Genomic DNA, 26371 nt, shown 5'->3' on the forward strand with positions numbered 1-26371 from the left:
AAAAAAGTTAAGTCTGTTTCAATAAAAAATTGTTTATAATTATTTATAAAAACGTTTAGTAAAAACTAGAGGTTTGGTTAATTTCACGTTTTAAAAGTATATCGATTTGGAGAAGTATTTAAGTCAGTTAAACGACGCTCAGTTAGCACCTACATTGCAAAAGGATGGACCGATGATTGTTATCGCTGGAGCGGGATCTGGAAAAACACGTGTGTTGACTTATCGCATTGCGTATTTGATGAGCCAAGGTGTCGATTCGTTTAATATTTTGGCTTTGACTTTTACGAACAAAGCTGCTAAAGAAATGAAAGGTAGAATCGCTGAGATAGTAGGCGATGGTGAGGCAAAAAATTTATGGATGGGAACCTTTCACTCTGTATTTGCTAAGATTTTACGTTTTGAAGGTCATCATTTAGGATTTCCAAGTAATTTCACGATTTATGATACTCAGGATTCTCAAAAATTGCTTGGGTCTATCATTAAGGAAATGGGCTTAGATAAAGATGTTTATAAAACGAAGCAGGTGTATAGCCGCATTTCTTCCTATAAGAATAACTTAATTACTGTTAAAGCATACTTTAAAAATCCAGAACTTATAGAAGCCGATACTGCAGCAAGGCGACCAAGAATGGGTGAAATTTATAAAAACTATGTTGATCGTTGTTTCAAAGCTGGAGCTATGGATTTTGATGATTTGCTCTTGCGTACCAATGAGCTCTTAACGCGATTTCCTAATGTTTTAGCGCAATATCAAAATAAGTTTAGATACATATTAGTCGATGAGTATCAAGATACAAATCATTCGCAGTATTTGATTGTTAGGGCTTTGTCTGATCGTTTTCAAAATATTTGTGTTGTTGGAGATGATGCTCAGAGTATTTATGCGTTCCGAGGAGCAAACATTAATAACATTTTAAACTTTCAGAAGGATTATGATGATGTAAAGGTCTATCGATTAGAGCAAAATTACCGTTCAACAAAGAACATTGTAGGTGCAGCGAATTCTGTTATAGAGCATAATAAAACCAAGCTGGATAAGGTGGTTTGGACTGCAAATACCGAAGGAGAGAAGATAAAAGTGCATCGTTCACTGACCGATGGTGATGAAGGTCGATTTGTTGCAAGTACTATTTGGGAAACAAAAATGAATCAACATTTACCAAATAGTGACTTTGCTGTGTTGTATCGCACAAATGCTCAATCCAGAGCTATTGAAGATGCCTTGCGTAAACGCGATATTCCGTATCGTATTTATGGCGGATTGTCATTTTACCAGCGTAAAGAGATTAAAGATGTTACCGCTTATTTGCGACTCGTATTGAATCCAGCAGATGAAGAAGCACTCAAGCGTGTAATTAATTATCCAGCGCGTGGAATAGGTCAAACAACAGTAGACCGCTTAGTGGTAGCTGCAAATGGATATGGAAAAAGCATTTTTGAAGTGCTTCAAAATATTGATAACATTGATATTAATATCAATAACGGAACTAAAAATAAACTCAAAGATTTTGTAACGTTAATTGAAAGTTATCAAGTCATGAACCAAACGGCAAATGCTTTTGAATTAACCGAACACGTCACCAAGTCGAGTGGATTAATTAGAGAAGTCAACAAAGATGGTACACCTGAAGGTCAGGTGCGTTTAGAGAATGTTGAAGAATTACTCAACGGAATTAAAGATTTTGTCGAAGGTCAAATTGAATTGGCAGATGCAGGAGATTCTTTAGCCGAATTTCTTGAAGATGTTGCGCTTGCTACCGATTTAGATGCAGATAAAGGAAACCCAGACCATGTCGCTTTGATGACCATACATTTAGCAAAAGGATTAGAGTTTTCGCATGTGTTTATTGTTGGTATGGAGGAAGATTTGTTTCCTAGTGCTATGAGTATGAATACACGAAGTGAACTCGAAGAAGAACGACGTTTGTTTTACGTGGCATTGACCAGGGCAGAAAAACAAGCGTATTTAACTTATACCTTATCGCGTTATCGCTGGGGAAAATTAATCGATGCAGAACCAAGTCGTTTTATTGAAGAAATTGACGATCAATATTTAGATGTAATTACACCACTTAATGATGTAAGACAAAACCCGATGTTAAGTGCTGATATTTTTGGCGATGTTGAACCCAATCGAATTCGTTTTAAAAAGCCCGTAAAGCGTAAGTCTGAAACATCTAAAGCACCAAAATTTGTCGCTCCAAAAAATTTAAAGCGTGTTTCTAAAAGTTCTCCATCTGATAATACGAATTTGTTTGACGGAAAACTTACAGTAGGTAATATTGTAGAGCATGCACGTTTTGGTAAAGGTGAAGTTATAAAGATAGAAGGTAAAGGTGCCGATGTGAAAGCTGAAATAAACTTTGAAGTTGGAGGTGTTAAAAAACTATTACTTCGGTTTGCTAAGTTGGACGTTTTAGGCTAATTATTTAACCATAAATACTGAATTGATGTTTCCCTGACCATCATATTCTTTAATAGGATTTTCAGGATCTAGTATCCAGTTTCCGTCGATAATAAATTTATAATAATGCTTTCCTGCTGGCAATGGCATGCGATATCTCCAATAACCATTGTCGCCTTTTTCCATTTTAATATCAGACTCGTTCCAATCGTTAAAAGAACCAGCAAGCACAACCTGTCTAGCATTGCTATAGCCCTTGAGCAAGAATGTCACATATTTACCAATATTGATGTACGAATTGAATTCGCCAAACTCGTTGGTAACTTTAGACGGATTTGAAGGATCTTCCATCCAATGTCCATCTACGATAAATCTGTATTCGTATTCTCCTGGTTTGATATTGAGTTTAAGTTCCCAGCCGTTTTCAATTTTATACATCTGAAAATCGTTTTCATTCCATCTGTTGAAGGATCCAGCAACAATCACTTTTTTTGCATCCTGGTAACCTCGCAATCTAAATCTTACATTACCATTTTTATTAGGAATAGCGGCTTTTATATCCATTTTAAGGTTATAGATATTAAGCGAACTGCCTTTTCTTTCAGCTAATTTAATGTTGGCGTCGTATTTGGAAGGTTCGGCCCAAAACTGGTTGTTAACTATAAATTTAAATTCCCAGCTATATTCATCTTTAAAATCGGCAATACTTTTTCTTAACTCATAGGTATTGTCATTGACCTTAGTCATTTTCCAGTCATACAAAGACCAGTTATTGAATTCTCCAGCAACCACAACATTGTCGATTGTTAAGTCTTCAAATTTAATTTTTTCTTCGGTCGTATTGTCTGTGAATTTTTCGTAATCATACCTATTAAAGGTGAATACGACATCATTGCCTTCAAATCGATAGCCTTTATCTTTGTTTTGAGCAAACGACACCCAAGAGATAAGCACAAGTGTTAAGATGGTTATATGTTTTGAAATAGTATTCACTGTTTGTTTAAAGGATACTCTACAAAGTAAAGCTTTTCTTTTTTATAATTTATAATTGTACGTTGCTGCCTAAAGAATTCATAGCCTAATACACCATCAATCGAAGTTCCGAAAGCTTCATTCATTTGATTGAGATTGGTAAGTATTGTTTCCATTGGCGCAAAATAAATAATATTGGTTAGTTTTACACGATACAATTTTCCTGCCAAAACTTCAATTTTCTTTCCTCTGGCACCTACAAGCATGAGTCGCTTTGATGGGTAGAAATAGTTTAATACTTTTTTACTTGTGCTTTTATTGAGTTGATTGTATTCAGCACCAGTATCTAAGGCAAATTTTAGTTTATGCTTGTCAACAAATGTTTCTAAAACAATAGTGTGTTTTTTTAATTTAAAATTGATGGTGTCAATAATGGGTTCTAAATAACCACGTGGATCTAGTTTCTGACCTTCAGAATCAAGTTTAGAAAGTGTAATTTGATTCAAATACATATCAATAAAAATCTCATAATCTTTCAGGATATTATACCCGATAATACCAAGTAAGTGAATCTTTTTACTGGTTTCTATATGAGATAAGTCGATGATATCCGAATTTTTATCTTCAAGTATTAAGCCTTTAATTTTAAATTGTTTTAGCCGTTTTTCTATCGGATTGTCAATAACATCAATTACACCAGAAGTTTGTTTAGTCTTAGCGTTATGAGGTATTCGGGTTTCAAAATGAGCTTTGTTTAGTATTAACGTTTCAGAACCTGTATCGACTATAAAATTTCCTTTTTTATTTAAAAGCTCAGCTTCAATAACAATAAGATTATCAATGAGTTTAAATGGAATTCTTGTAGTGTGTTTATTTAAAATTTCAGCATTAGGAAAGTATAATGAAGCCACTTTTTTTTCTCCTGCAAAGCAAAAAAAAGTAACTAAGGATACTAATATGAAGATGTAGACATTCCGCATATTATATAGACGCTAAAAACTATACGATGTTACACTAATCTTCTAAGTGTGTTTCTGTAAATGCTTTTAATTTTGTCCAGGTATCAATAAGTTCAAGGCCAATCCATCCATGGCCAGCGTTTGGGTATAAGGTGAATTGATGAGTCACACCTAAGTTAGCTAATTGCGTTTCCATATCCAGACCTTGACTTGTTGGGATTAAAGGATCTTGTCCGCCATAAAATAAAATTGTTGGAGGAGAAGCGGCAGTGACCTGATGATACGGACTTATTTCTTCGAGATATTCGATGGAGGTATCTATGCCGAAAGTATCAATAAGTTCTTGTAAAATGGGATCATCATTTTCGAGATATGCAGGATCTGTAAAATTAGTTGGACCTACAACACTTGCTACCATTTTTACATTGTTATCAGTATCGAAAGCATAGCTCCAAAGCATTGACAAATGTGCACCAGCACTTGTGCCCAAGAATGCAAAATCATCAGAAATCACATAGTCATTTTGATTCGCTTTGAGTAAGTTTACAACAGAAGTAATATCATCAATCTGCATTGGGTAAGGTTGGTTGTTTTCATCTGCTAATCTGTAATTGATATTTACAATAGCGATATCTGGCAAGTCTTGAAGCATAATATCTTTAAAGGGATTCATATCAGATTTGTCACCAGAGGTCCAGCCACCACCATGCACTAGAATCATCACTTTTGTTGCAAGTGTTCTGTTTGCGGGTAGATAAATATCAAAAACCTGATCACCATCTGTGCCATAAGATACATTGAGTTCTTGACGAAATTCTAATGGTATTTGATCTTGAGGATCACTAGGACCAGAATTGTCATCGGTACACGAGTAAATTCCTAATGAAATAAAAACAATTAGTAAAGTAGTTTTGATAGCTTTCATATTGAAATAATTAATTACTTTGTAAACGCAATTGTAAGATACAATATTATGGCTGAATTGATAAAAATTTACAAAGAAAATCCTAATCCTAAGGACGTTAAGAAGGTCATTGATGTGCTTAAACGTGGTGGATTGGTTATTTATCCAACAGATACTGTTTATGGTTTGGGCTGTGATATTACACATATGAAGGCGCTTGAAAAAATTGCCAGAATAAAAGGGGTAAAGTTAGAGAAGTCCAATTTTTCATTTATTTGCGAAGATTTAAGTAATTTAAGTGATTATGTGAAACAAATAGACACTTCAACATTTAAAATTTTGAAACGTGCACTTCCAGGACCTTATACATTTATTCTACCAGGTTCGAAAAGTTTGCCACATCCATTTAAAAAGAGAAAAACTGTAGGTATTCGTATTCCTGATAATGCAATTACTCTGGAAATTGTAAAGCAGTTAGGTAATCCACTTGTCTCAACATCTATTCGTGATGAAGATTATGTCATAGAATATACCACAGATCCTGAGCTGATTCTCGAAAAATGGGATAACCTTGTTGATATTGTAATTGATGGTGGTTATGGAGATAATGAAGCTTCAACAGTTATTGATTTATCTGACGATGAACCATTGGTAGTGAGAGAAGGCAAAGGAAGTTTAGAGATATTTTAGTGTATAAAAAAAAGCCCAACCTTTCGATTGAGCTTTTTTTATTTAAGACTTTATTGGGAATTAATTTCCAGCTGATAAATTTTTCATTTCTTCTTCAACCATTTCATAGAACTGGTCAATTTTAGGTAAAACAACGATTCGAGTTCGTCTGTTTTTTGCTTTATTTTCAGCAGTATCATTTTCAACTAAAGGTACATAGTAACTACGACCAGCAGCAATTAATTGTTGCGGATTTACCTCTAATTCTTCAAGCACACGAACAACAGATGTTGCACGTTTAACACTTAAATCCCAGTTGTCAACTAATACACCTTTAGAATAAGGTACGTTATCTGTGTGAGATTCTACCATTGCTTCAAAGTTTGGCTTGCTGTTAATTACAGCGGCTACTTTTGCCAATACTTCTTTGGCTCTATCAGTAACATTATAGCTACCAGATTTAAATAATAATTTGTCTGCAATAGAAATAAATACAACGCCTTTTTCTACATTAACCTCAATATCAGGATCGCTAATACCAACAGCTTTCTTTAAGCTGGATACAATAGCTAAAGTAACACTGTCTTTTTTAGTTAGCGCATCTTGTAAACGTGTAATTTTTAAATCTCTTTCTTTTAAACTTTCTAAAGATTTTTCAAGATTTTCAGCACCTTTTTGAGTTAAGGTTGTTAAATTTCCTTTAGTATCAATTAAGTCTTGATTAGCCTTTCGTAAATCTTCAAGCTGATCTTTCATAGTTTCCACACGTGCCACTGCTGCAGCTTTATCAGACAAGCAACTGTTTAGTTTAACAGTAGCAGAATTTAATAAGTCTTGAGTTTCTTTTTGCTTTTCTTCAAGTGCCATATATTCTTTCTTTGATACACATGAAGTCAAAATAAACATCCCAGCAACACTTAATAGCATTAATTTTTTCATAATTGATTTTAAAATTTAGTTATAAAATTTCTTTGTTCATTTTTAGAACATTTCAAAATTAGATAAAAGAACTATTGGTATTAGCTTATTTAACTAAAATTTTAACACATTTACTAACAATTAGAAATGGCGACGTTTTTTAAGGAAATATGACCATAGGATTGACGTCCTTTCATAGTAATTTGGCACTAATTGCGACTGCCTTCTCTGCTTTAAAAGTTTAGGAAGATGCGAATAGTAACTGAAATGTGCTCTGAGAATTGCCCAGAGATGAGAGAATTTTAAGTTTATTAAAAACCTCATGGCTGCAACACCATCTAAAACAAGTCTGATAGTTATAATTCCGAAGAGAAAACCATGAGCATTTTTTGTGATAGTAAACAGGTTATTTCTAAAATTGAGATATGTTTTTTGAGGATTGCTGGCATGTAATGTTGCGCCACCAACATGGTAAACTGTTGATGTGCCAATGTATGTTGCTTGGTGTCCTAAGTTGTATGCTCTCCAGCATAGGTCAATTTCTTCAAAGTGGGCAAAGTAGGATTCATCAAAACCATTGAGGTGGTTAAAGACTGATTTTCTGATAAAAAAGCAAGCGCCAGAAGCCCAAAATATAGACGTTGAATCATCGTACTGTCCATGATCTTTTTCTACAGTATCGAACACACGACCTCTGCAATAGGCATAACCATATTTATCTACAAAGCCACCTGCAGCTCCTGCATATTCAAAATATGATTTGTTTTTATAATCCAAAATTTTAGGTTGGATTATGGCAGTGTGTTTATTGGTGTCAAATTCAGCTATAACAGGAGTGAGCCAGTTTGCAGTGACTTTAATATCGCTATTAAGTAAGCAAAATAGTTCAGCATCAATATGTTTTAAGGCATCATTATAACCTTTGGCATAGCCTCCGTTTATGGTGTTTTGTATGATGTGAACTTGCGGAAAGTTTTCTTGTAAAAATGTAACAGAATTATCTGTCGAAGCATTATCTGCTACATATACAGTAGCGTCTTGTGAATGTTGAAGCACAGAAGGCAAGAATTGCTCCAGCAATTGTTGCCCGTTCCAGTTGAGTATGACGACAGCTAGTTTCATTTATAATCAGGAATAGATTTTAGAAACTCATAGCGTTCCTTTTCAAAATCCATCACGCAATAATAATGATTAATTCCGTTAGTTACCATCAAATAACTCGCATTTAGCGCTAAGTTATAGCGTGCAATTTGATCAAAAGTACTTTGATTTATCTTAATTTTATATGATTTACATTCAACAATGAGGAGTATACTTCCGTTGGGATTAAATACAACAATATCATAGCGCTTGGTTAAGCCATTCACTTTGAGTTCTTTTTCAACATTAATTAACGATTTAGGATAATTTTTATGTTGAATTAAATACTGCACACAGTTTTGGCGAACCCATTCTTCAGGTTGTAAAACAATGAATTTTTTACGAATCTCATCGAAAATAGAAACTTTATTTTCGTTACTTTTGAAACGGAATAAAAACTTTGGAAAATTGAGTTCTTGCAGCAAAGCGAATACAGATTTTCCTCAAAGTTACTCTACTAAAATTGAAATCCAAAAGCACTATCTGTTTTTTTGGATGATATAACACAGTTAAAGGATTTTCACAGTTTGGACGAGGTAAAAAAAATAGTAGCCGATATAAAAAAAGGAAATATTAAACCCATTTATTTATTAATGGGAGAAGAGCCTTATTATATTGATGCAATTTCAAATTATATAGAGAAAAACGTCCTCGCTGAAGAAGAGAAAGGCTTTAATCAAATGGTGCTTTATGGTCGTGATATTACTGTAGATGATATTGTAAATCATGCTAAACGATATCCAATGATGGCTGAGCGCCAAGTTATTATTGTTAAGGAAGCTCAGGATTTATCACGAACAATAGAAAAACTGGTAAGCTATACCGATCAGCCTCAACCAACAACGGTTCTGGTTCTAAATTATAAGTACAAAAAAATAGATAAACGTAAGGCGATTTACAAATCGATTAAGAAATCGGGTGTTGTTTTTGAAAGTAAAAAGCTTTATGAAAATCAGGTTGCCGAATGGATTCGTCGTGTATTAGCTAGTCAAAAATATACCATTTCCCCAAAAGCTGCTCAAATGCTTGTTGAGTTTTTAGGAACCGATTTAAGCAAGATTAATAACGAGCTCGAAAAATTAAAAATAGTATTGCCTGAAGGGACACAAATTTCTGCAGCGCATATAGAAGAGAATATTGGAATTAGTAAGGATTATAATAATTTTGAATTGCGTAAAGCTATTGGAGAACGCAATACTGCTAAAGCATTTAAGATTATTAATTATTTTGCCGACAATCCAAAAGATAACCCAATGGTTATAACTGTTTCGTCGTTGTTTAATTTTTTTTCACAGTTATTACATTTTCATGGTTTACATGATAAATCACCTAGAAATGTCGCTTCGGCATTGAAAATCAATCCTTATTTTGTGAATGAATACATTTCTGCGGCTCGCAATTTTCCGATGAAAAAAGTAAGTCAGGTTGTCGCTTCACTTCGCGAATTTGATGTTAAAGGTAAAGGCGTGAATTCTAATTCGGTACCACATGGCGACCTCTTAAAAGAGCTACTCGTACATATTTTTAATTAGTTTTAAGACTCCTTAACACTATCTATTAAATCTTCGTTAAACCCTTGAAACTATTGGGTTTTTACTATCAATTTGGTTATACTGTATATATATAATTATTAACAATTAAAATTAAAATACAGACATGAACAATTTAGAAGGAAAGACTGTTGCGATATTAGCAACTAATGGATTTGAAGAAAGTGAATTAGAATCACCAATGAATGCCTTAAAAGAAGCTGGAGCACATGTAGACATTGTTTCAGAGTCGTCTGGTGAAATTAAATCCTGGGCTGATGGTAATTGGAGTAAAGCCTATACCGTAGATAAAACTTTGGATCAGGTGTCAGAATCTGATTATAATGCTTTAGTGCTACCTGGTGGTGTTATTAACCCAGATCAGTTGAGACGTAATGAAACAGCAATACGTTTTGTAAAGTCGTTCTTTGCGAATAAGAAACCTGTTGCAGCTATTTGTCACGCGCCATGGATACTGGCAGAGGCTGATGTATTACAAGGTCGTAAAGTGACCTCGTTTAACTCTATTAAACGAGATTTGGTGAATGCAGGAGCCAAATGGGAAGATAGCGAAGTAGTTGTCGATGAAGGTTTGATAACTAGTAGAAACCCAAATGATTTGCCAGCATTTAATGCTAAATTGGTAGAAGAAGTTTATGAAGGCAAGCATAAAATGCAAACCGCATAATTTATACTTTATATATTGAAAAAGCAGAATCATAACGATTCTGCTTTTTTTTATGTAGATGAAGATGTCCTTTTTACAGCTAATGTTCCACCGAGCCATGCCATTGGAATATAGGCAAGAAGTATATCAGCTATTGTGAACCATGTTGGTCCTGAGAGCATATAATTTACCATAATTCCACCAATGAGGAATAAAACACCAATAGCCAGTGCGAATTTCATTTTATGACTGACGGCAATACTTGCAGCGATTAGTGCTCCAACAAAAGTTCCTAATGCATGAGCTAAAAACGGAAAAATAAAATATTTAGCATCTAACGTGGGCATTACCTGAGCCATTGCATCCATATCGTTGATGTCGACACCGTTAATAGGAACTATCTTATGACCAGCCATGATTAATCCCATGTTGACAAAGCTACCAACAAGCCAACCAATAATAACAGCCAGAATATTTCTTAATATTGGATTCATAATATGTGATTTAGTTAGTTTAATATATGGTTAAATGCATCATGCTTCTAAGTCATGCTACTTGTTTACTAATAACTTTTAAGTTTTTTAAATTTTACTTTAGCTTCAGATGGTAAGGTGCTTTCAAGATACAATTTGAAACCTAATAATAATCTTAGTTCTTTGGTGTTTCCAATGTCTAGAGGGATTGACTTTGTTGTTTTTCCTTCCTTGTTTTGAATTTTAATAATCAAGTTATTTTCTCCAGAATTTTCAATAATGACAAGGCTGTTGTGATCTGGATATGGATTTATTACAGCATTTTGATCGACAGATTTATCTGTTACTCTTATCGTTTGTGTAGGGCTGAAATCTGAAGTGGATTGCGCAAAAGCATGGTGTTGGGCAATGCACAAAAAGACAATTATTGGATATACATATTTCATCGAATTTGGGTAATTTAAGTTAAACGTAAGTTAAGTTGTATCATTATAAATATACAAATTATCTTTTTTAGAGTGAATTTGAAAGTCGAAATATTAGATTAATAGCTGTTTACGGCTCTTAAAGTAGGCTATAATGCCTCAATGTCTTCAAGTATGATGGTGTAGTCATATTGTAGGTCTTCATGAAGTTTTACTATTTTTTTTCTTACAGCTTCTATCGTTCGGTCATAAATATTGAATAAGGTTGTATTGCGTTTTATAGATGGAGACATCGTTTTAAGTTTCTTACAAAAATAGAGTAGAAGTTCAATTTCAGTTTCTTTGTTAAGCGAGTATCGGATATACTTTTTGGTTGTTCTTAAGATTTTGCGAACACTCTTTTTTATGTAGAAATAACTATTAGTGTTTATAGCTTCAAATTGCTCGTCAATCTCTTCTTTTACAGTTTCAATATAACCAGCTTCACTATCGGCTTCAAACAGTAAGTAGGTGAGGAGTTCTTTATTTTCCTTTTTAAAACGAGATAAACGTAAGCAAAGTTCAGCTAACTCTTCATTAGATTTATGTTTGAGTTCTTTTCTAATAGTGACTACCGAAACCGCTTTCATATCATATAGATTTATATAAGGTCAATATACTAAAAAAGGCCACCAATATGGAAGCCTTTTGTTATAGGAATTTAAATCAATCATTAGTTGCAAGCGCTATACTCATCAACAATGACTTTTAAGTTTTCAAAATTGCTCAAATCAAATTCTTGATTATTAATATCTTCAGAAAGTGATTTACAAGATTTGATGAACTTTGCCAAAGCATTTGATACTTTTTCATTTTTTCGGTCATCAATCATAAAACCTACTTTAGTATCTGCGAATTTTAAAACATAGGTTTCAGGCTCACCTGGTTTTGATAATACTTTATGCTCACCTTTGTTATATTCTATCTTGTAGAAATATGAATTATCGAATCCGAGATTACCAGCATTGGATAATTTTTTTAACGCATTACCTTTGGTTTTCATACCGTAGAACATCTGTTCTTCACCATCTACAGTTGCCGCGAACATAATATTATTTCTTGCAGCAAAACGTTTTGTACGTAAGCGGCCTTTGTCATTATTGTATTTAATACTGACAAATTTACCATACTTATCAATGGTGTTCATATCATATAAATCGCTTTCCTGTTGCGTGGGATCTAGTTGTAATTCTTCAAAAATGGCATAAATTGTTCCTGTGTATTTTGTACCGTCTTCATCTATGACATATCCAGGCACACCATAAAGGTTGATGCTGTTTTCTTTAGCAACTTTTACTTTTTCATTATGTAATCGTGCTTTGTATGCTTTAGCTTCATGTCCTAATGTATAATCTCTTCCTAATAGTTCTTCAACAAAAATCTGAGCAAATGATCTAGAGAATCGACCAGTCATCATTGTTCTAGAACCATGGTCGAATTCAAAATCTTCATCAGTAAATGTTTTTGCTTTTACAGTCGTGCATGTCGAACAGCCTGTTGCAGTTCCTATAAGGATTCCATCCAAATCTGTAACACTGTAGCTATTATTTCCGTAGGACACACGACCCATAATTTTTGTTCCGGTAGCACCTCCAAATAGAATGGTTCCGTCATCTTTTACAAATGGATTATACTGGCCAATTTTAGCATCACGTTCAGCTTGATCATTTTTGGCTGCAATTACTGTTTTTGCATATGTATGACTTAAGACTTCACGTTCTTCAGCAAAAAAGGCATCTACAGCTTTCATGTCTATGCCATCTGTAGTAATTAACTTGTATTTGGCACTAAGCAGTTTGATGATTAATTTTGTCGGACTGAAGGATGTCATTAGTACTTCATAAGGAATTTCTGTTTTTGTTCCATCAACAGCGGTCAGTTCAAGCCACTGAAAACCTTCAGTAGTCGATGCCGACATGCCTTTAAAAACCACATCAAATGCTTTTTCTCCTGAAAGTGTAGAGAATAAATAATTGTCGCGTAGTTCAGTATCTACTTTTGCTACTTCTTTTCCGTCGAAAGTCACAATGCCTTTCTTAACTTTAATTTTTTGAGTAAAACTGAGTATTGGTAAAGCTAATAATGCTATTACAATAATTTTTTTCATAATTGAGTTCAATAAAATTCGAATTATCTCATATCTGAAAAATATTTCAGATCAAGAGCCGAAAATACAACAATTAAGTTGCACATATAGTTATGTGTTTCTTTTTTACAGATTGTAGTGTTTTCTGATAGTTTTTTTAACTTTCACTAATCTGACAATACCAATAATGAGAAGTATTAAAGAGACAATAATTAAAATGATACCGTAAGATTTTAAGTCGGAAAAAAATTCGAGTTTTAAAATGGTAACACCTGTACCCAAAATGACCAGAAAGGTTCTAAAATAGGCTAAAAATGTACGTTCATTTGCTAATTTTGTTCGCTCTATAGCCAGCCAATCTCGTGTAATAAGAGGGTTTTCCTTACTCATTATTTTTTCATGCCATCAATGGAGTATTTTCCTGCTCCAGTTAGAAATAATACCAGAAATGCTATAAAGAAAAGTAAAGCATGCTCTTTAGTCGCCAAATCATCCTTAGCATGAATTACAAAAGCGGCAACAAACATGGTAATAAATGCTGGAATAGCAGCCCATTTTGTTTTAAAACCTATGATTAGTAAAACAGGAGCTAGGACTTCGCCAATTAAGGCAAGAATGAGTGATATGGTTGGTCCAACACCTATTGGGTCTCCAAAATCTGAAGGATTAGATAACATGCTTAATTTAGGAATGCCATGTGTTAGCATAAACCCGCCAAAACCTACTCTTAGGATGAGTAGGGCTAAATCTGTGAAGTTTCTTTTCATCATAATAAAAAATGTTTAGTTAATACCTTTTAAAAGATTGACACTTACTGTTGCCAATTCGTTATTAGGAAATTTTGAAAAATAATTAGGGTCTGGATGTAAGCCAGCTTCTTTTGCAATAGCATTAAAGACATCGACTTCTAAAATGTATTGATCACTATAGCCATGAGTGGCATCATAAGCAGTGGCTGCTGTTTTGCCAATGTTTTTCGCTACCAATTTAGGATTTACAGTATGTAATTCGATCATTAACAACCCAAATCGTTCTACATAAGGTTTCCATTTTGTGAGGTGTTCTAAAAGCGAATCTTCAACAGTATTATTATTTAAACGTTGTCCTAAAGACGCATAAGCGCCATGAGACTGACTTACTCTTTGTGTGGTAGTTTTTGGTGTTTCCCAAATACGATTATGATCTAAAAACGTTCTAACATTTAACAAGTCTCTTAATTCAATGTTATAGTCTTCTTTCAAATCTTTGGCTAAAATATCTGGTCGTCCAATATCTCCCCAAATCACTTTCGCCCAAATATCAGCTTTAATGAGATTAGCTCTTGTCACCTTTAATGCTGCCTGGTTAAAATCTGCTCCAACCAAAAGTAAGGGATGTTCATCTAATAATTTTCCGCGGTGAGTCTGGTATTCAATAACATCAAAAATATGTTGAATAAATGCTCCATTACCACAACCCATATCTAAAATTCCTTTGGGTTGCTCGTCAATAGGTTTATTAAAAAGCTTTATGATGACTTCATCTATAACTTTAAAATAGGTGGAATGCGCACCACCACTTCCCCAAACATTCATTTCACGATGGACATGTTTTTCGGTATCATCTGGAGATGAAGTTTTCAAAATTTTAGGGTTTCCGAAGATTAAATCGTCTAAATGAATAAAAGTAGGCAGATAGGATACAGTAACACCATAAGCACTTGCTCGTTTTGCAAAGAATAGACCTTCATCTGTAAATTGATAGGTGTTTTTTTTCTTTTTAAACCAACCTAATTGCGCTAAAAAATCGAGAATTTTTTTAAAACTTTCTGGATCTTTATGGTATTCTTCGGCAGTAAATGAAGCTTCCATAAAATACTTATGGAAAAGTCCATTAACACCTAAAAGGACAATAATCGGACCAGCGATAACACCTTCGATATGTTTTAAAATTTGGTAATCTACAGTGTTTTCATCAGAAATATCTAATCCGAAATTATGTTCAAAAGCTTTAAAGATGGGATCCAGAGCAATAAATGCATCAGTACTTATCATTTTATCTTCAGCAAAACGATCAGAATATTTCAACAAGTTAACTACAGGCTCATAAAGATGGACTAAGTCAAAAGCACTTTTACTCTTTTCATTTGTAGTATAAGTAATCGTATTTGTTGAATTGTCAATAGTCTGATCTAACCAGCCTTGTGATGCAAGCACGTGTAATGCTACATTTAGGTAGCCTTCATTAGCATTAAAAGCAGCTGCAAGTGATGTTATATCTGAATTCTTTTGTTGGAGTAAATGTGCCAACACACCTTTTTGATGAAGTGTATAAGCAGAAGTTGCAGTAGCAATGCCATCTAAATGTCTGAAGATTGTACCACGCAATTTTACTTTATCATCTTTTGATAGCATAGAGTAATCAAGTTTACTATAAATATAGAAAACCTTTTATAATAAACCTTAACAGGACCTAAAATTCTAAATGGAAAATTTACCTGAGTTTTGGATAGTCTTCAGGGTTGACTTCGTGCATAACGTCATAAACTGCTTCAAAAATATCTTCTGCTGAAGGCTTAGAAAAGTAATCACCATCGGTACCATAAGCAGGACGATGAGCTTTTGCAGCTAAAGTTTTTGGCTGACTGTCTAAATACTGAAATGCATTTTGAGTGTTCAGAATTTCATTTAGAATATATGCAGAGGCACCACCAGGAACATCTTCGTCAATAACCATTAATCGGTTTGTTTTTTCAATACTTTTAACAATGTCATGATTGATGTCAAAAGGTAATAAAGACTGTACATCTATAACTTCGGCATCAATACCAACCTGTAGTAATTCTTTTGCGGTTTGTTCAACTATTCTAAGTGTTGAACCATAAGATACGAGTGTAATATCGGTTCCTTCCTTAATAGTTTCAACAACGCCAATAGGAGTTTTAAACTCACCGATATTAGTAGGCATCTTTTCTTTGAGACGATAGCCGTTTAAGCACTCAATAATTAAGGCAGGTTCATCAGTTTCTAAAAGTGTGTTATAGAATCCTGCTGCTTTAGTCATGTTTCTAGGCACAAGAACACGAATACCTCTTATAAGGTTGATAATAGCACCTAATTGTGAGCCAGAATGCCAGATTCCTTCCAAACGATGACCACGCGTTCTTACAATCAAAGGGGCTTTTTGTTTTCCTTTGGTTCGGTATTGCAAGGTCGCCAAATCATCACTCATGATCTGTAATGCATATAAAATGTAATCTAAGTACTGAATTTCAGCAATTGGTCGTAAACCACGCATCGCCATTCCTATACCTTGACCTAAGATTGTAGCCTCTCTAATTCCGGCATCAGCAACTCTAAGTTCTCCATATTTCTCCTGAAGTCCTTCTAAACCTTGATTTACATCACCAATATTCCCAGAATCTTCTCCAAATATTAAAGCTTCAGGATAGGTGTTGAAAATCGCATCAAAATTATCTCTTAATATTAATCGTGCGTCGACTAATTCAGAATCGTTATTGTAAGTTGGTTTTACTTCGGAAGTATGTAAAACAGATTGATTCGATTCACTGTATAAATGCGAACTGTATTCGGGTTGAACTTTTGAAATATACGCGTTAATCCAGTTTTGAAGCGTTGTTTTTTCGTTAGATGTTTCACCAACTAAATAGCGTAATGTTTTTCTACTGGCAGATAAGACATCTTTTCTGCAAGGTTCATCAATCTCTTTTAAATCTTTAATTATTTTAGAGATAAAAGCTTTATTGGCACTTTGTTCCGCAGCTTTAGAGATTAAATCTACTGCTTGATATTGTTCTTGTAAAATAGGTTTCAGATAAGCATTCCATGCTGCTTTTTTTCCTTCTCTAACGCTTTTTTTGATAGATTTATCCAGAGCGTCGAGTTCTTCTTCGGAGGCGATGTTATTTTCAATCATCCACAAACGCATTTGGGCAATACAATCAAACTCGGTTTCCCAGGCTAAACGTTCTTTGCTTTTGTAGCGTTCATGGGATCCCGAAGTCGAATGCCCTTGAGGTTGCGTAAGTTCAACAACATGAATCATAACAGGAACATGTTCTTCGCGAGCAATTTTTTCGGCTTTTTGATAAGTTTCTACCAATGCAGAATAATCCCAACCGTTTACTTTTAAGATTTCGTAGCCTTTATTTTGTTCATCTCTTTGAAACCCTTTTAAGATTTCAGATATATTTTCTTTTGTAGTTTGATGTTTGGCATGAACTGATATACCGTATTCGTCATCCCAGATACTTATAACCATAGGAACCTGTAATACACCAGCAGCATTGATAGTCTCAAAAAACAGGCCTTCACTGGTACTAGCGTTACCAATTGTTCCCCAAGCTATTTCATTTCCTTTGTTAGAGAAATTAGTAGTATCAATACCTTTAACATGCCTATAAATTTTTGAAGCTTGAGCTAAACCCAGAAGTCTTGGCATCTGACCAGCAGTAGGAGAGATGTCTGCACTAGAATTTCTTTGTTCGGTAAGGTTTTTCCATGCGCCATTCTCATCTAAACTATGAGTTCCAAAGTGACCACCCATTTGGCGTCCTGCACTCATAGGATCTGCTTCAATAGACGTATGTGCATATAAACCAGCAAAAAATTGTTGAATATTTAGTTGGTCTATTGCCATCATTAAGGTTTGATCTCGATAGTAACCTGAACGAAAATCTCCATTTCTGAATACTTTTGCCCAAGCCAATTGAGGCACTTCCTTACCATCACCAAAGATGCCAAACTTAGCTTTTCCTGTAAGCACTTCACGACGACCTAATAAACTACATTCTCTACTCGTGACTGCAATTTTATAATCGTTTACAACTTCGTTTTTAAAGTCAGTAAAAGTGATGTTGGTTGTTACTTCAGTTTCTGTTGGCATAGCTGTGAATTATCTGCTGCAAATTTAGCTATTTTTAGCCAATAATACAACGTCTAACATTGTTATATTGTTGCGAATATTTCAAAAAAAATCGATTTTTAAGATAAATTTATCAATAATATTTAAAAAAACGGAATATGGTTAAGAATTTGTTAATACCATTTTCTTCTAAAAAGGCCTAGTAGTATTTGAGGATCTACTGTAAATTTAATCCTGATTTTCTGGTCATAATTAGGTTGTGCTATTTCCCAACCTAAGTTAGAATATACGGGGAAATATAATTCGAAAAAATCGGTGACCAAATCTACTTTAATACCCGAATCATATACAAAAGCAGGATTAAACCCTTTATTTTTTACCAAACCTATATCACCATAAGCTTCAATATAACGCCAAATTGTGGTGCTCACATTTGCGGTAGTCATCCATTGGTTGGCGAATGGGGTTTTTAGTTTAGATTTAAAACCACCTTCTGCAATAATAATTTGCTGGCTAAATATCCCTGAATCTTCAGAACGTCCCAAATAGTTATAATCAAAAAGATAATCGGTTGGTCGATCTAAAGCGAAACTGAAGTAGTCTGATGCAGGATCGGTATTATTGTATAAAAATGTTCCTGCAAAAAGGCGTAAGTTAAACTGTCGGTTGTTTTCTGATAGTTTTCGATACTCATAATTTACAGCAACTTTTCCGAAGTTATTGGCAAACTGCACATCATAAAACCATTTGTAAAAATCTACCAGACCAGGATTGGTGTTGATATATCTAAGGTTAATGACATTATAATCGGGTTCTACCAAATCTTCAATTATAGCATTTTCGCCAACTTCACGAGAAATGCCAACATAGCGCAAGTTTAAAAATCGTCTTTGGTTAGACCTGAAATTGTCATTATCTCTAAATGAAAAAGATATGTTAGGTGTTAAAATGGTTACGAAAGAGTCTTCGGCAAAGGCGTTGTACTTGGCAATCATACCATAGGTTATGTTAAATAAATCTGTTCCTTCAATATTATGTGTGTAAAAAATGCTACTGCTACCTGTTAGCGACTTTGATTTTGTAGCATAAACAGGAGAGAAGCGATAATTTAATTTTTTTCGGAGAATAGATTTGTTATAAAATTTAGCACCAAGAGTTAATCCGTCGTAAATGTTTCTGAATTCAACCTGAGGCATAATAAAAACCTGATTGTAGTTTGGGTCTTCAATATCTTTAAATAATCGAAATTGAAATGGTTTATTCGTTATAAAAGATCCTTTTAACGATTTGTAATTATCCCTTAAGTTAAACTCTGGCAAGACATTATCATAGTTTAAAACGAGCTTGTCTAGACTGTCTCGTGGTATGGTCAAACTTTTGTATTTGCCAACGTTTTCAATCCAGGATTTTGAAACAATAGAATCATCACGCAACGCAAATAAAGATACAGGCACGTTGGTTTTACGCTTGTTTTTTATGGTAATTGTGATTGAGTCTTCAGTTTTTTTAATGGTTTTAATTTTGAAATCTATTTTCTTACTAGAGTCAATATAGTCTGTGAAAAACCAGTTGATGTCTTTGTCAGTTTTAGATTTAAGAAGTTGCTCAAAGGCGTTTGAGCTGGTGATTTTGAGTTGGTTGTTTTCTAAATATTCTGAAATGGTCGTTTCAAGTACATCGGCGTTAACGTAATCGTCCAGATAGCGCAAACCAATACCAGCTTTATATTTTCCGGCGATATTTGAATTGAATTTAATCAACGAATCTTTTGAAGTTGTTAGGGGTTGATCTCGATTTGTTCGTGCCATTTGCATATAAAACAAATTAAACTGATCATTATAGCCTAAGTCAGCCGCATGAAAAGATCTGATTCCCCAAACATTTGCTAGTTTACCTAAAAGTTTGGTGTCTGGGTAATGTAATTCTACATATTTCATCAAATAGTAGATTTGCACACCATCTCTTAACCAATAATCTTTTCGCGGATTAATAAGTAAGGTGTTTTCTAAATAATTATTGAGTGCCGTTTTTAAGAGTTTTAACTCGTATTGAAAATTATCTGGAAACGGTAATATGAAATCAGGTAACTGATTTAAGCCGTATAAGGGATCTTTTTTATAATCGTTTTTCGTAATTAGTAAACGCTCGTGCGGATAAGCGGCAAGATGTTCAGAAATAAATCGTGTAATTTTATCTGTAATTAATGCTTTTTCTTCGGGAGTTACACCTTCACTTGACAAATCGGAAAAAATGGTAAAATTATCGGTTTGAACAAATTTAAACTGAGAGAATTTGGTGAGTATCAAATGGGTGTTGACACGATTTTTTCCGTATAAAAAGAAACTTTGTTTATCAATGGTTTGCTTAACATTGGTGGTATTGAGTTCTGATACAAGTTGATAATTAAGAGGGAATTCTATTTCAAATGTCAAATCAGCTTTTGGGATGTATAAATCGTCTAAATTTTTATTACTGTAGTATTGCCAATCACCATTATAGACTGCTGGAGTAATATACCAGTACTTTAAGTTAAGGTTTTTGTCAGGACTAATTCCGTAACCTGTAAAATTATCATCTGGCAACACAACATCGTAGGTTAGCTTGATATCATAAGATTCGTTAGGTAATAGCGGTGTATTTAAATTAACTTTAATAACATCCGGATGGTTTTTCAAATCTGAAAATTCCAAAGCATTACCTTTCTCGTCATTAAGTTTTGTAATAACGGTAAAACCACGTTGTTCACTTTTTGCAAAATGAAACTTATCACTAAATTCTTCGGTAAATCGTTTTGCTAATGGTGTTTTTTTAGTTGAATAAGCGTTATTCCAGTCATTGAGATAAATTACAGAAAGCGTATCATTGCTTTCATTTTGATACCTGATGCGCTGATTGATTTTTATGGTCTTAGCATCAATATCAACTGAAGCTTTTAAGTCAATAGAATTTTGACTAAAAGTAAATAAACTCCACAAGGAGATGAATAAGGGAATAAGACGTTTTGGCATCAATGTGCAACTACAAATTTTAAAGGTTTAAACTGAAATTTTGAACTTGTAATATAATAGATACCATTTGCAAATTGCGATGTATCTATTTCAATTAACGAATTATTAACGTCTATAGTTTTTATAAGTTGTCCTAAGCTATTATAAAGAGTTAAAATTAACTGATGTTGCAGGCTGGCATCTACACGAATTTTAATCATGTCATCAGCCAGATTGGATCCTAAAAAAGAAATTGGTGCTTCAGAAAAAAGATCGCTCACACCCAGTAAGGTTTGATTGGTTTGCAACTCCAACGTCACAGGAAGATGATCACTAAAATTATAAAGTGCATCTCTAATAAAAAAAGAGTAGTCTGTTCCCGAACAATCACTTGAGTTAATTTCACGATTATAGCATTGTGAATTAGCATTATTACCATAAACCTGATAGCTATCTTGCACAAAAGATAATTCTGGATTGTTTGTCATAAACGAAGACGTCATTATAAAATCAAATCGATCATCAAATCCTCCGGTAGATCCGCCTAAACCAGATTGTGTTCTTGTAGATTGTGTAAATACATCTATAAAAGTAGAATTATTATGCCAGTTCCCAATCCTATCGGCTGGGTCTTCAAAATCGATAGTATTGTTATTAGCAGAATCTATAAGTTCTTGAAATGCAGGTTCTGAACTTCTGTAGACATTAAAATCACCAGCTAATACGATATTACTGTCAGCATCAAATGTATTTAAATATGTTGTTAAATCTTGTGTCATTTGTAATCTAGCTGCTTCATTATCTTCACCTTGTGAAGCTTTTAAGTGACAAACAATAACATCTACAATCACGGGGTTTGTATCCTGATTTGTTGTGTTTAGCTTTAACTCGTAATGATTAAAATCCCTAAATATGGTTGTAACTATAGTTTGACTTTCTAAGATAAACTTCGAACTGTCGTAATACAATAATTGCTGCAAATCATTTTGATCGCTTATCGTATCATCTGACGTATTTAATTCAAAAACCGCACTCTGATAATTCGGATTTATAAACTGAAGTGACGTTAAAATGGTATTAGCACCAGTACTATTATTCAATTCACAAACCATAAAAAGATCAGGTTGATAATCATCTAAAATAACTTCAAGATATTGTAATCTATTAGGCACAGCGTCTTCCAACGGAAAGTTTAATAAATTATAAAACATCAGTTTAAAATTTTCTTGTGCGCCAAGAGACTGCATTATGAAAAGGCATGCCACAGCATAAAGAGGTAATTTCTTAATCATAGCGGTAATCTTGAAATTGTCTAATTGATATGTTGACTAGAAGTTTGGACTTAATCCGTATTCTTTATAGAATTTATCTAGTATTGATATGACTTCATCTGCAGAATCGACAACATGAATTAAATCTAAATCTTTTGCACTTATATTATTATTAGCGTCTAATAGAGTGGCTTTAACCCAATCCATTAAACCTTCCCAAAATTCGGTACCTACAAGTATAATCGGGAATTTTTCTATTTTATTGGTTTGAATTAATGTAATCGCTTCAAAAAGCTCATCCAGTGTTCCAAAACCTCCAGGCATCACTACAAAACCTTGAGAATACTTAACAAACATTACTTTTCTTACGAAGAAATAATCAAAATCTAAGCTCTTATCATTATCGATATAAGGGTTGTCATGCTGTTCAAAAGGAAGATCGATATTTAACCCAACCGAAGTTCCACCGGCAATATGCGCACCTTTGTTACCAGCTTCCATAATTCCTGGTCCACCACCAGTAATCACTCCATATCCATGGTCAACTATTTTAGTAGCAACTTCTTCAGCTAGCTTATAATATTTATGATCTGGTTTTGTTCTGGCAGAACCAAAAATAGAAACACATGGTCCAATTTTACTAAGCTTTTCGTAACCATTTACGAATTCGCCCATAATTTTGAAAATTGCCCATGAGTCGTTTGTTTTAATCTCATTCCAACCTTTGTGGTTTTGTTCTTTTCTCATATATACTATATTATTTAAAATCTACTCAAAGTCACAAAAATAAGTGAAATAGTAATAAAAATCGTTACTATGTTCTTATTAAGTTGAGCGACTTATAAACAAAAAAAGCAATCCTAAGCGGATTGCCTTAAGTATAATTACGTGTTTAATATCTATAATGGCTTACGACCAGTTATGATATTATATAATATTACAATAACTGCAATAACTAATAAAATATGGATTAAACTATTTGTTCCTAATCCTGGAATGATGCCTAATAATCCAAGCAGCCAACCAATGATACAAATAACGGCTACAAGCCAAAGAAGATTTTTCATAATAGTTAATTTTTAAGTTAGATCTAAATATAATTACTGTTGAGATAACTTAAAAATAATGAGAGTGATAGCACTAATAAATTAATCGATAAAGGACATATTTGCTTTAAGCCGCCTATAAACTCTATTTGAGTTCCTTTTTAAGAAACTGAGCCGTATAGCTTTTTTTATCTTTAACTATTGCTTCAGGAGTGCCTTTTGCTACCACTTTTCCGCCACCTTGTCCGCCTTCATATCCAATATCTATAATATAATCAGCCATTTTGATGACATCAAGGTTGTGTTCAATGATTAAAACAGTGTTCCCTTTGTCAACCAATTTGTTTAAAACGAGCATTAATACTCTAATATCTTCAAAATGTAGTCCTGTAGTAGGTTCGTCAAGTATGTAAAATGTATTTCCGGTATCGCGCTTACTTAACTCTGTTGCTAATTTGATACGTTGTGCTTCTCCACCAGATAAAGTCGTACTTTGTTGTCCGAGTGTAATATAACCCAAACCAACATCTTTGATTGTTTTAAGTTTCTTGTGAATTTTTGGTATATGCTCAAAGAAGTCCACCGCTTCAGAAATGGTCATGTTTAAAACATCGCTTATCGATTTGCCTTTGTATCTTATTTCTAAAGTTTCTCTGTTAAAACGTTTTCCTTGGCAGGTTTCACATTCGACATACACATCTGGGAGGAAGTTCATTTCAATAACGCGTAATCCACCTCCTTGACAGGTTTCACAACGTCCGCCTTTAACATTAAAACTAAAACGACCTGGTTTGTAGCCACGAATCATCGCTTCAGGAATTTTAGCAAACAGGCTTCGTATTTCACTAAACGTACCAGTGTACGTTGCAGGATTACTTCGAGGCGTACGGCCTATAGGTGATTGATTGATATCGATAACTTTATCGCAATGTTCAAGCCCTTTGATACTTTTATATGGCATTGGTTTTTTAACGCCATTAAAATAGTAGGCATTCATTATTGGATATAATGTTTCATTGATTAAGGTCGATTTTCCACTTCCAGAAACACCAGTGATACCAATCATTTTTCCCAGAGGAAATTCAACTGAAACGTTCTTGAGGTTATTACCTGTACATCCTTTGAGTACTATTGCTTTGCCATTTCCTTCTCGACGTGACTTCGGAACAGGAATTTCTTTTTTACCATTGAGATAATCTGCTGTAAGCGTATCATGGGTGAGGAGTTCTTTCGGACTCCCAATGCTGATAATTTCGCCTCCATATTTACCTGCTTTCGGACCAATATCAATCACATAATCGGCACGTTCAATCATGTCCTTATCATGTTCTACAACAATGACCGAATTTCCGATATCACGAAGTGCTACAAGCGAATTAATTAATTTTTCATTATCACGCTGGTGTAAGCCAATACTAGGCTCATCTAAAATATAAAGCACACCGACTAACTGAGATCCAATTTGAGTGGCAAGTCTAATACGTTGCGCTTCACCTCCAGAAAGCGATTTTGAACTTCGGTTAAGCGACAGATAGTCTAAGCCTACATCTAAAAGAAATTGCAGCCTTGCATTTATTTCTTTGATGATTTCTTCAGCAATTTTAAATTGCTTACTAGAAAGCTTTTCGTTAATCGATTTAAACCAGTTTGCTAAATCTACAATATCTTTATTAGCTAATTCTGCTATGTTTAATCCGTTTACTTTAAAATAGAGAGATTCTTTCCTTAAACGAGAGCCTTCACAGGTCGGACATTTAACCTTATCCATATAATCTTTGGCCCAACGTTTAAGTGAAGTGGTTTCAGCATTTTTATACTGACTTTCTATGAAATTAGCAACGCCTTCAAAATCAATCTTGTATTCTCGTGTTACACCTAAAGTTTTACTTTCTACCGAAAATTTATCATTTCCACCATACAAAATCATCTGTTTGGCTTCGGAAGGAATAGAGCTAAAAGGATCTCCCAAACTGAAATTAAAGCGCTGAGCTATGGTTTCAAACTGCTTAAAAATCCAGCTGTTTTTTTGTGGACCATGTGGTGCTAATGCGCCAGCTTTTATGGAAAGTGTTGCATCAGGAACAATTTTGTTTTCGTTAACCTGATATAAGGTTCCAATCCCATTACAGGTTTGACAAGCGCCTTTAGGAGAATTAAATGAAAAGTTATTAGGCTCTGGATTTGGATATGATATGCCAGTAGACGGACACATTAAATTACGACTAAAATAACGGGTTTCATTAGTGTCATGATCGAGAACCATAAGCACATCATCACCATGATACATCGCTGTATGTATAGTTTCTGTTAAACGTTTGTCATTATCATCCGTATCATCAATTTTTAATCGGTCAATGACAATTTCTATATCATGAGTTTTATAGCGATCCAGTTTCATGCCTTTGACCAAATCACGAATTTCACCATCGGCTCTTACTTTTACAAAACCCTGTTTTGCAATTTGCTCAAAGAGTTCACGATAATGTCCCTTACGTGAGCGTATGATAGGAGAGAGGATGTTTACTTTTTTGCCTTTGTAACTGTCTTTGATAAGCTCTTTAATTTGTTCATCGTTATAGCTTACCATTTTGTCACCAGTGTTGTAACTATAAGCATCACTGGCACGAGCGTACAATAGTCTTAAGAAATCATAAATTTCGGTAATGGTACCAACGGTTGAACGAGGCGACTTACTGGTTGTTTTTTGTTCAATTGCTATTACAGGAGAAAGCCCATCAATTTTATCGACATCAGGACGTTCTAATCCGCCTAGAAACTGACGCGCATAAGCCGAAAAAGTTTCAATATAGCGACGTTGACCTTCAGCATAAATGGTGTCAAAAGCTAATGATGATTTACCACTTCCCGACAAACCAGTTATGACCACCAGTTGTTCTCTTGGTATACTTACATCAATATTTTTAAGGTTATGAACTCTGGCTCCTTTAACCTCTATAGCGTCGTCGAATTTACTCATAAATGGGCTTGAAATGGTGTGTTTTACTCACAAAGTTGCAAA

General features: G+C 34.1%; 23 protein-coding genes. 4 read left to right on the plus strand and 19 right to left on the minus strand.

Going from position 1 to position 26371, the window contains the following annotated elements:
* Nucleotides 1-106: 106 nt before the first annotated feature.
* Entirely contained in the window at nt 107-2425 is a 2319-nt protein-coding gene (locus H7350_RS10010) for an ATP-dependent helicase (RefSeq protein ID WP_204345777.1), read from the plus strand.
* On the opposite strand, the gene H7350_RS17135 is transcribed toward H7350_RS10010, so the two are convergent.
* The 3 genes from H7350_RS17135 to H7350_RS10025 form a co-directional block, all read right to left on the minus strand.
* The gene (locus H7350_RS17135) at nt 2426-3397 is read right to left on the minus strand and encodes an early set domain-containing protein (protein WP_204345778.1); all 972 of its coding nucleotides are present in this window, start codon (nt 3395-3397) and stop codon (nt 2426-2428) included.
* Nucleotides 3394-4287, minus strand: a complete 894-nt coding sequence (locus tag H7350_RS10020; protein WP_204345779.1) for a pepsin/retropepsin-like aspartic protease family protein — start codon at nt 4285-4287, stop codon at nt 3394-3396. Before H7350_RS10020 ends, H7350_RS17135 begins: the two co-directional genes overlap by 4 nt.
* Nucleotides 4288-4390: 103 nt before the next feature.
* Nucleotides 4391-5422 (minus strand): alpha/beta hydrolase, encoded by a 1032-nt coding sequence (locus H7350_RS10025; protein ID WP_338105773.1) that lies wholly within the window; start codon nt 5420-5422, stop codon nt 4391-4393.
* Between H7350_RS10025 and H7350_RS17030 the strand changes: the two genes are divergently transcribed.
* A complete protein-coding gene (locus tag H7350_RS17030) occupies nt 5309-5929 on the plus strand; it encodes an L-threonylcarbamoyladenylate synthase (RefSeq protein WP_235989320.1) in 621 nt (206 codons plus the stop codon). The genes H7350_RS10025 and H7350_RS17030 overlap by 114 nt on opposite strands.
* 60 nt (nt 5930-5989) lie before the next feature.
* Here the strand turns inward: H7350_RS17030 and H7350_RS10030 are convergent, their stop codons facing one another.
* The 3 genes from H7350_RS10030 to H7350_RS10040 all read right to left on the minus strand — a co-directional run bounded on the left by H7350_RS10030 (nt 5990) and on the right by H7350_RS10040 (nt 8388).
* Nucleotides 5990-6847, minus strand: coding sequence for an OmpA family protein (locus tag H7350_RS10030; protein ID WP_204345781.1), 858 nt, complete (start codon nt 6845-6847; stop codon nt 5990-5992).
* A 120-nt stretch (nt 6848-6967) separates the two neighbouring features.
* Nucleotides 6968-7948, minus strand: a complete 981-nt coding sequence (locus H7350_RS10035; protein ID WP_204345782.1) for a glycosyltransferase family 2 protein — start codon at nt 7946-7948, stop codon at nt 6968-6970.
* The gene (locus H7350_RS10040; RefSeq protein ID WP_204345940.1) at nt 7945-8388 is read right to left on the minus strand and encodes a type I restriction enzyme HsdR N-terminal domain-containing protein; all 444 of its coding nucleotides are present in this window, start codon (nt 8386-8388) and stop codon (nt 7945-7947) included. Before H7350_RS10040 ends, H7350_RS10035 begins: the two co-directional genes overlap by 4 nt.
* A 105-nt stretch (nt 8389-8493) precedes the next feature.
* Between H7350_RS10040 and holA the strand changes: the two genes are divergently transcribed.
* Nucleotides 8494-9498, plus strand: coding sequence for a DNA polymerase III subunit delta (holA, locus tag H7350_RS10045; RefSeq protein WP_204345941.1), 1005 nt, complete (start codon nt 8494-8496; stop codon nt 9496-9498).
* 124 nt (nt 9499-9622) lie between these two features.
* A complete protein-coding gene (locus H7350_RS10050; protein WP_204345783.1) occupies nt 9623-10183 on the plus strand; it encodes a type 1 glutamine amidotransferase domain-containing protein in 561 nt (186 codons plus the stop codon).
* A gap of 50 nt (nt 10184-10233) precedes the next feature.
* On the opposite strand, the gene H7350_RS10055 is transcribed toward H7350_RS10050, so the two are convergent.
* From H7350_RS10055 to uvrA, 13 genes are all read right to left on the minus strand, one after another.
* The gene (locus H7350_RS10055) at nt 10234-10656 is read right to left on the minus strand and encodes a hypothetical protein (protein ID WP_204345784.1); all 423 of its coding nucleotides are present in this window, start codon (nt 10654-10656) and stop codon (nt 10234-10236) included.
* Nucleotides 10657-10724: 68 nt separating this feature from the next.
* The gene (locus H7350_RS10060; protein ID WP_204345785.1) at nt 10725-11081 is read right to left on the minus strand and encodes a hypothetical protein; all 357 of its coding nucleotides are present in this window, start codon (nt 11079-11081) and stop codon (nt 10725-10727) included.
* A gap of 128 nt (nt 11082-11209) precedes the next feature.
* Complete coding sequence (locus H7350_RS10065) at nt 11210-11689, minus strand: hypothetical protein (RefSeq protein WP_204345786.1); 480 nt, start codon at nt 11687-11689, stop codon at nt 11210-11212.
* Between the two features lie 83 nt (nt 11690-11772).
* A complete protein-coding gene (locus H7350_RS10070; RefSeq protein WP_204345787.1) occupies nt 11773-13206 on the minus strand; it encodes a hypothetical protein in 1434 nt (477 codons plus the stop codon).
* Nucleotides 13207-13311: 105 nt separating this feature from the next.
* Nucleotides 13312-13575: a DUF202 domain-containing protein gene (locus H7350_RS10075; protein WP_204345788.1), complete on the minus strand. Its 264-nt coding sequence runs from the start codon at nt 13573-13575 to the stop codon at nt 13312-13314.
* Nucleotides 13575-13955, minus strand: a complete 381-nt coding sequence (locus H7350_RS10080; protein ID WP_235989321.1) for a DoxX family protein — start codon at nt 13953-13955, stop codon at nt 13575-13577. Before H7350_RS10080 ends, H7350_RS10075 begins: the two co-directional genes overlap by 1 nt.
* Before the next feature lie 12 nt (nt 13956-13967).
* Nucleotides 13968-15578, minus strand: a complete 1611-nt coding sequence (locus H7350_RS10085) for a class I SAM-dependent methyltransferase (protein ID WP_204345789.1) — start codon at nt 15576-15578, stop codon at nt 13968-13970.
* Between the two features lie 79 nt (nt 15579-15657).
* Nucleotides 15658-18069: an alpha-ketoacid dehydrogenase subunit alpha/beta gene (locus H7350_RS10090; RefSeq protein WP_204345790.1), complete on the minus strand. Its 2412-nt coding sequence runs from the start codon at nt 18067-18069 to the stop codon at nt 15658-15660.
* Between the two features lie 152 nt (nt 18070-18221).
* Complete coding sequence (locus tag H7350_RS10095; protein WP_204345791.1) at nt 18222-21056, minus strand: gluzincin family metallopeptidase; 2835 nt, start codon at nt 21054-21056, stop codon at nt 18222-18224.
* Entirely contained in the window at nt 21056-22327 is a 1272-nt protein-coding gene (locus tag H7350_RS10100) for a hypothetical protein (RefSeq protein ID WP_204345792.1), read from the minus strand. Before H7350_RS10100 ends, H7350_RS10095 begins: the two co-directional genes overlap by 1 nt.
* Nucleotides 22328-22363: 36 nt before the next feature.
* Nucleotides 22364-23053, minus strand: a complete 690-nt coding sequence (locus H7350_RS10105; protein WP_204345793.1) for an LOG family protein — start codon at nt 23051-23053, stop codon at nt 22364-22366.
* Between the two features lie 152 nt (nt 23054-23205).
* Entirely contained in the window at nt 23206-23373 is a 168-nt protein-coding gene (locus H7350_RS10110) for a lmo0937 family membrane protein (protein ID WP_204345794.1), read from the minus strand.
* Nucleotides 23374-23497: 124 nt separating this feature from the next.
* Nucleotides 23498-26329 (minus strand): excinuclease ABC subunit UvrA, encoded by a 2832-nt coding sequence (gene uvrA / locus H7350_RS10115; RefSeq protein ID WP_204345795.1) that lies wholly within the window; start codon nt 26327-26329, stop codon nt 23498-23500.
* Nucleotides 26330-26371: the final 42 nt, after the last annotated feature.

The organism is Psychroserpens algicola, from assembly GCF_014526325.1.
In the GTDB taxonomy this organism is placed as follows: Bacteria; Bacteroidota; Bacteroidia; order Flavobacteriales; family Flavobacteriaceae; genus Psychroserpens; species Psychroserpens algicola.

Coding starts and splice junctions, on each gene's coding strand:
- H7350_RS10060 (WP_204345785.1), bottom strand. CDS start 11,081: ATGAAATATGTATATCCAATAATTGTCTTTTTGTGCATTGCCCAACAC.
- H7350_RS10065 (WP_204345786.1), bottom strand. CDS start 11,689: ATGAAAGCGGTTTCGGTAGTCACTATTAGAAAAGAACTCAAACATAAA.
- H7350_RS10050 (WP_204345783.1), top strand. CDS start 9,623: ATGAACAATTTAGAAGGAAAGACTGTTGCGATATTAGCAACTAATGGA.
- H7350_RS10035 (WP_204345782.1), bottom strand. CDS start 7,948: ATGAAACTAGCTGTCGTCATACTCAACTGGAACGGGCAACAATTGCTG.
- H7350_RS10055 (WP_204345784.1), bottom strand. CDS start 10,656: ATGAATCCAATATTAAGAAATATTCTGGCTGTTATTATTGGTTGGCTT.
- H7350_RS10100 (WP_204345792.1), bottom strand. CDS start 22,327: ATGATTAAGAAATTACCTCTTTATGCTGTGGCATGCCTTTTCATAATG.
- H7350_RS17030 (WP_235989320.1), top strand. CDS start 5,309: ATGGCTGAATTGATAAAAATTTACAAAGAAAATCCTAATCCTAAGGAC.
- H7350_RS10030 (WP_204345781.1), bottom strand. CDS start 6,847: ATGAAAAAATTAATGCTATTAAGTGTTGCTGGGATGTTTATTTTGACT.
- H7350_RS10105 (WP_204345793.1), bottom strand. CDS start 23,053: ATGAGAAAAGAACAAAACCACAAAGGTTGGAATGAGATTAAAACAAAC.
- H7350_RS10070 (WP_204345787.1), bottom strand. CDS start 13,206: ATGAAAAAAATTATTGTAATAGCATTATTAGCTTTACCAATACTCAGT.
- H7350_RS10110 (WP_204345794.1), bottom strand. CDS start 23,373: ATGAAAAATCTTCTTTGGCTTGTAGCCGTTATTTGTATCATTGGTTGG.
- H7350_RS10085 (WP_204345789.1), bottom strand. CDS start 15,578: ATGCTATCAAAAGATGATAAAGTAAAATTGCGTGGTACAATCTTCAGA.
- H7350_RS10075 (WP_204345788.1), bottom strand. CDS start 13,575: ATGAGTAAGGAAAACCCTCTTATTACACGAGATTGGCTGGCTATAGAG.
- H7350_RS10080 (WP_235989321.1), bottom strand. CDS start 13,955: ATGATGAAAAGAAACTTCACAGATTTAGCCCTACTCATCCTAAGAGTA.
- uvrA (WP_204345795.1), bottom strand. CDS start 26,329: ATGAGTAAATTCGACGACGCTATAGAGGTTAAAGGAGCCAGAGTTCAT.
- H7350_RS10090 (WP_204345790.1), bottom strand. CDS start 18,069: ATGCCAACAGAAACTGAAGTAACAACCAACATCACTTTTACTGACTTT.
- H7350_RS10095 (WP_204345791.1), bottom strand. CDS start 21,056: ATGCCAAAACGTCTTATTCCCTTATTCATCTCCTTGTGGAGTTTATTT.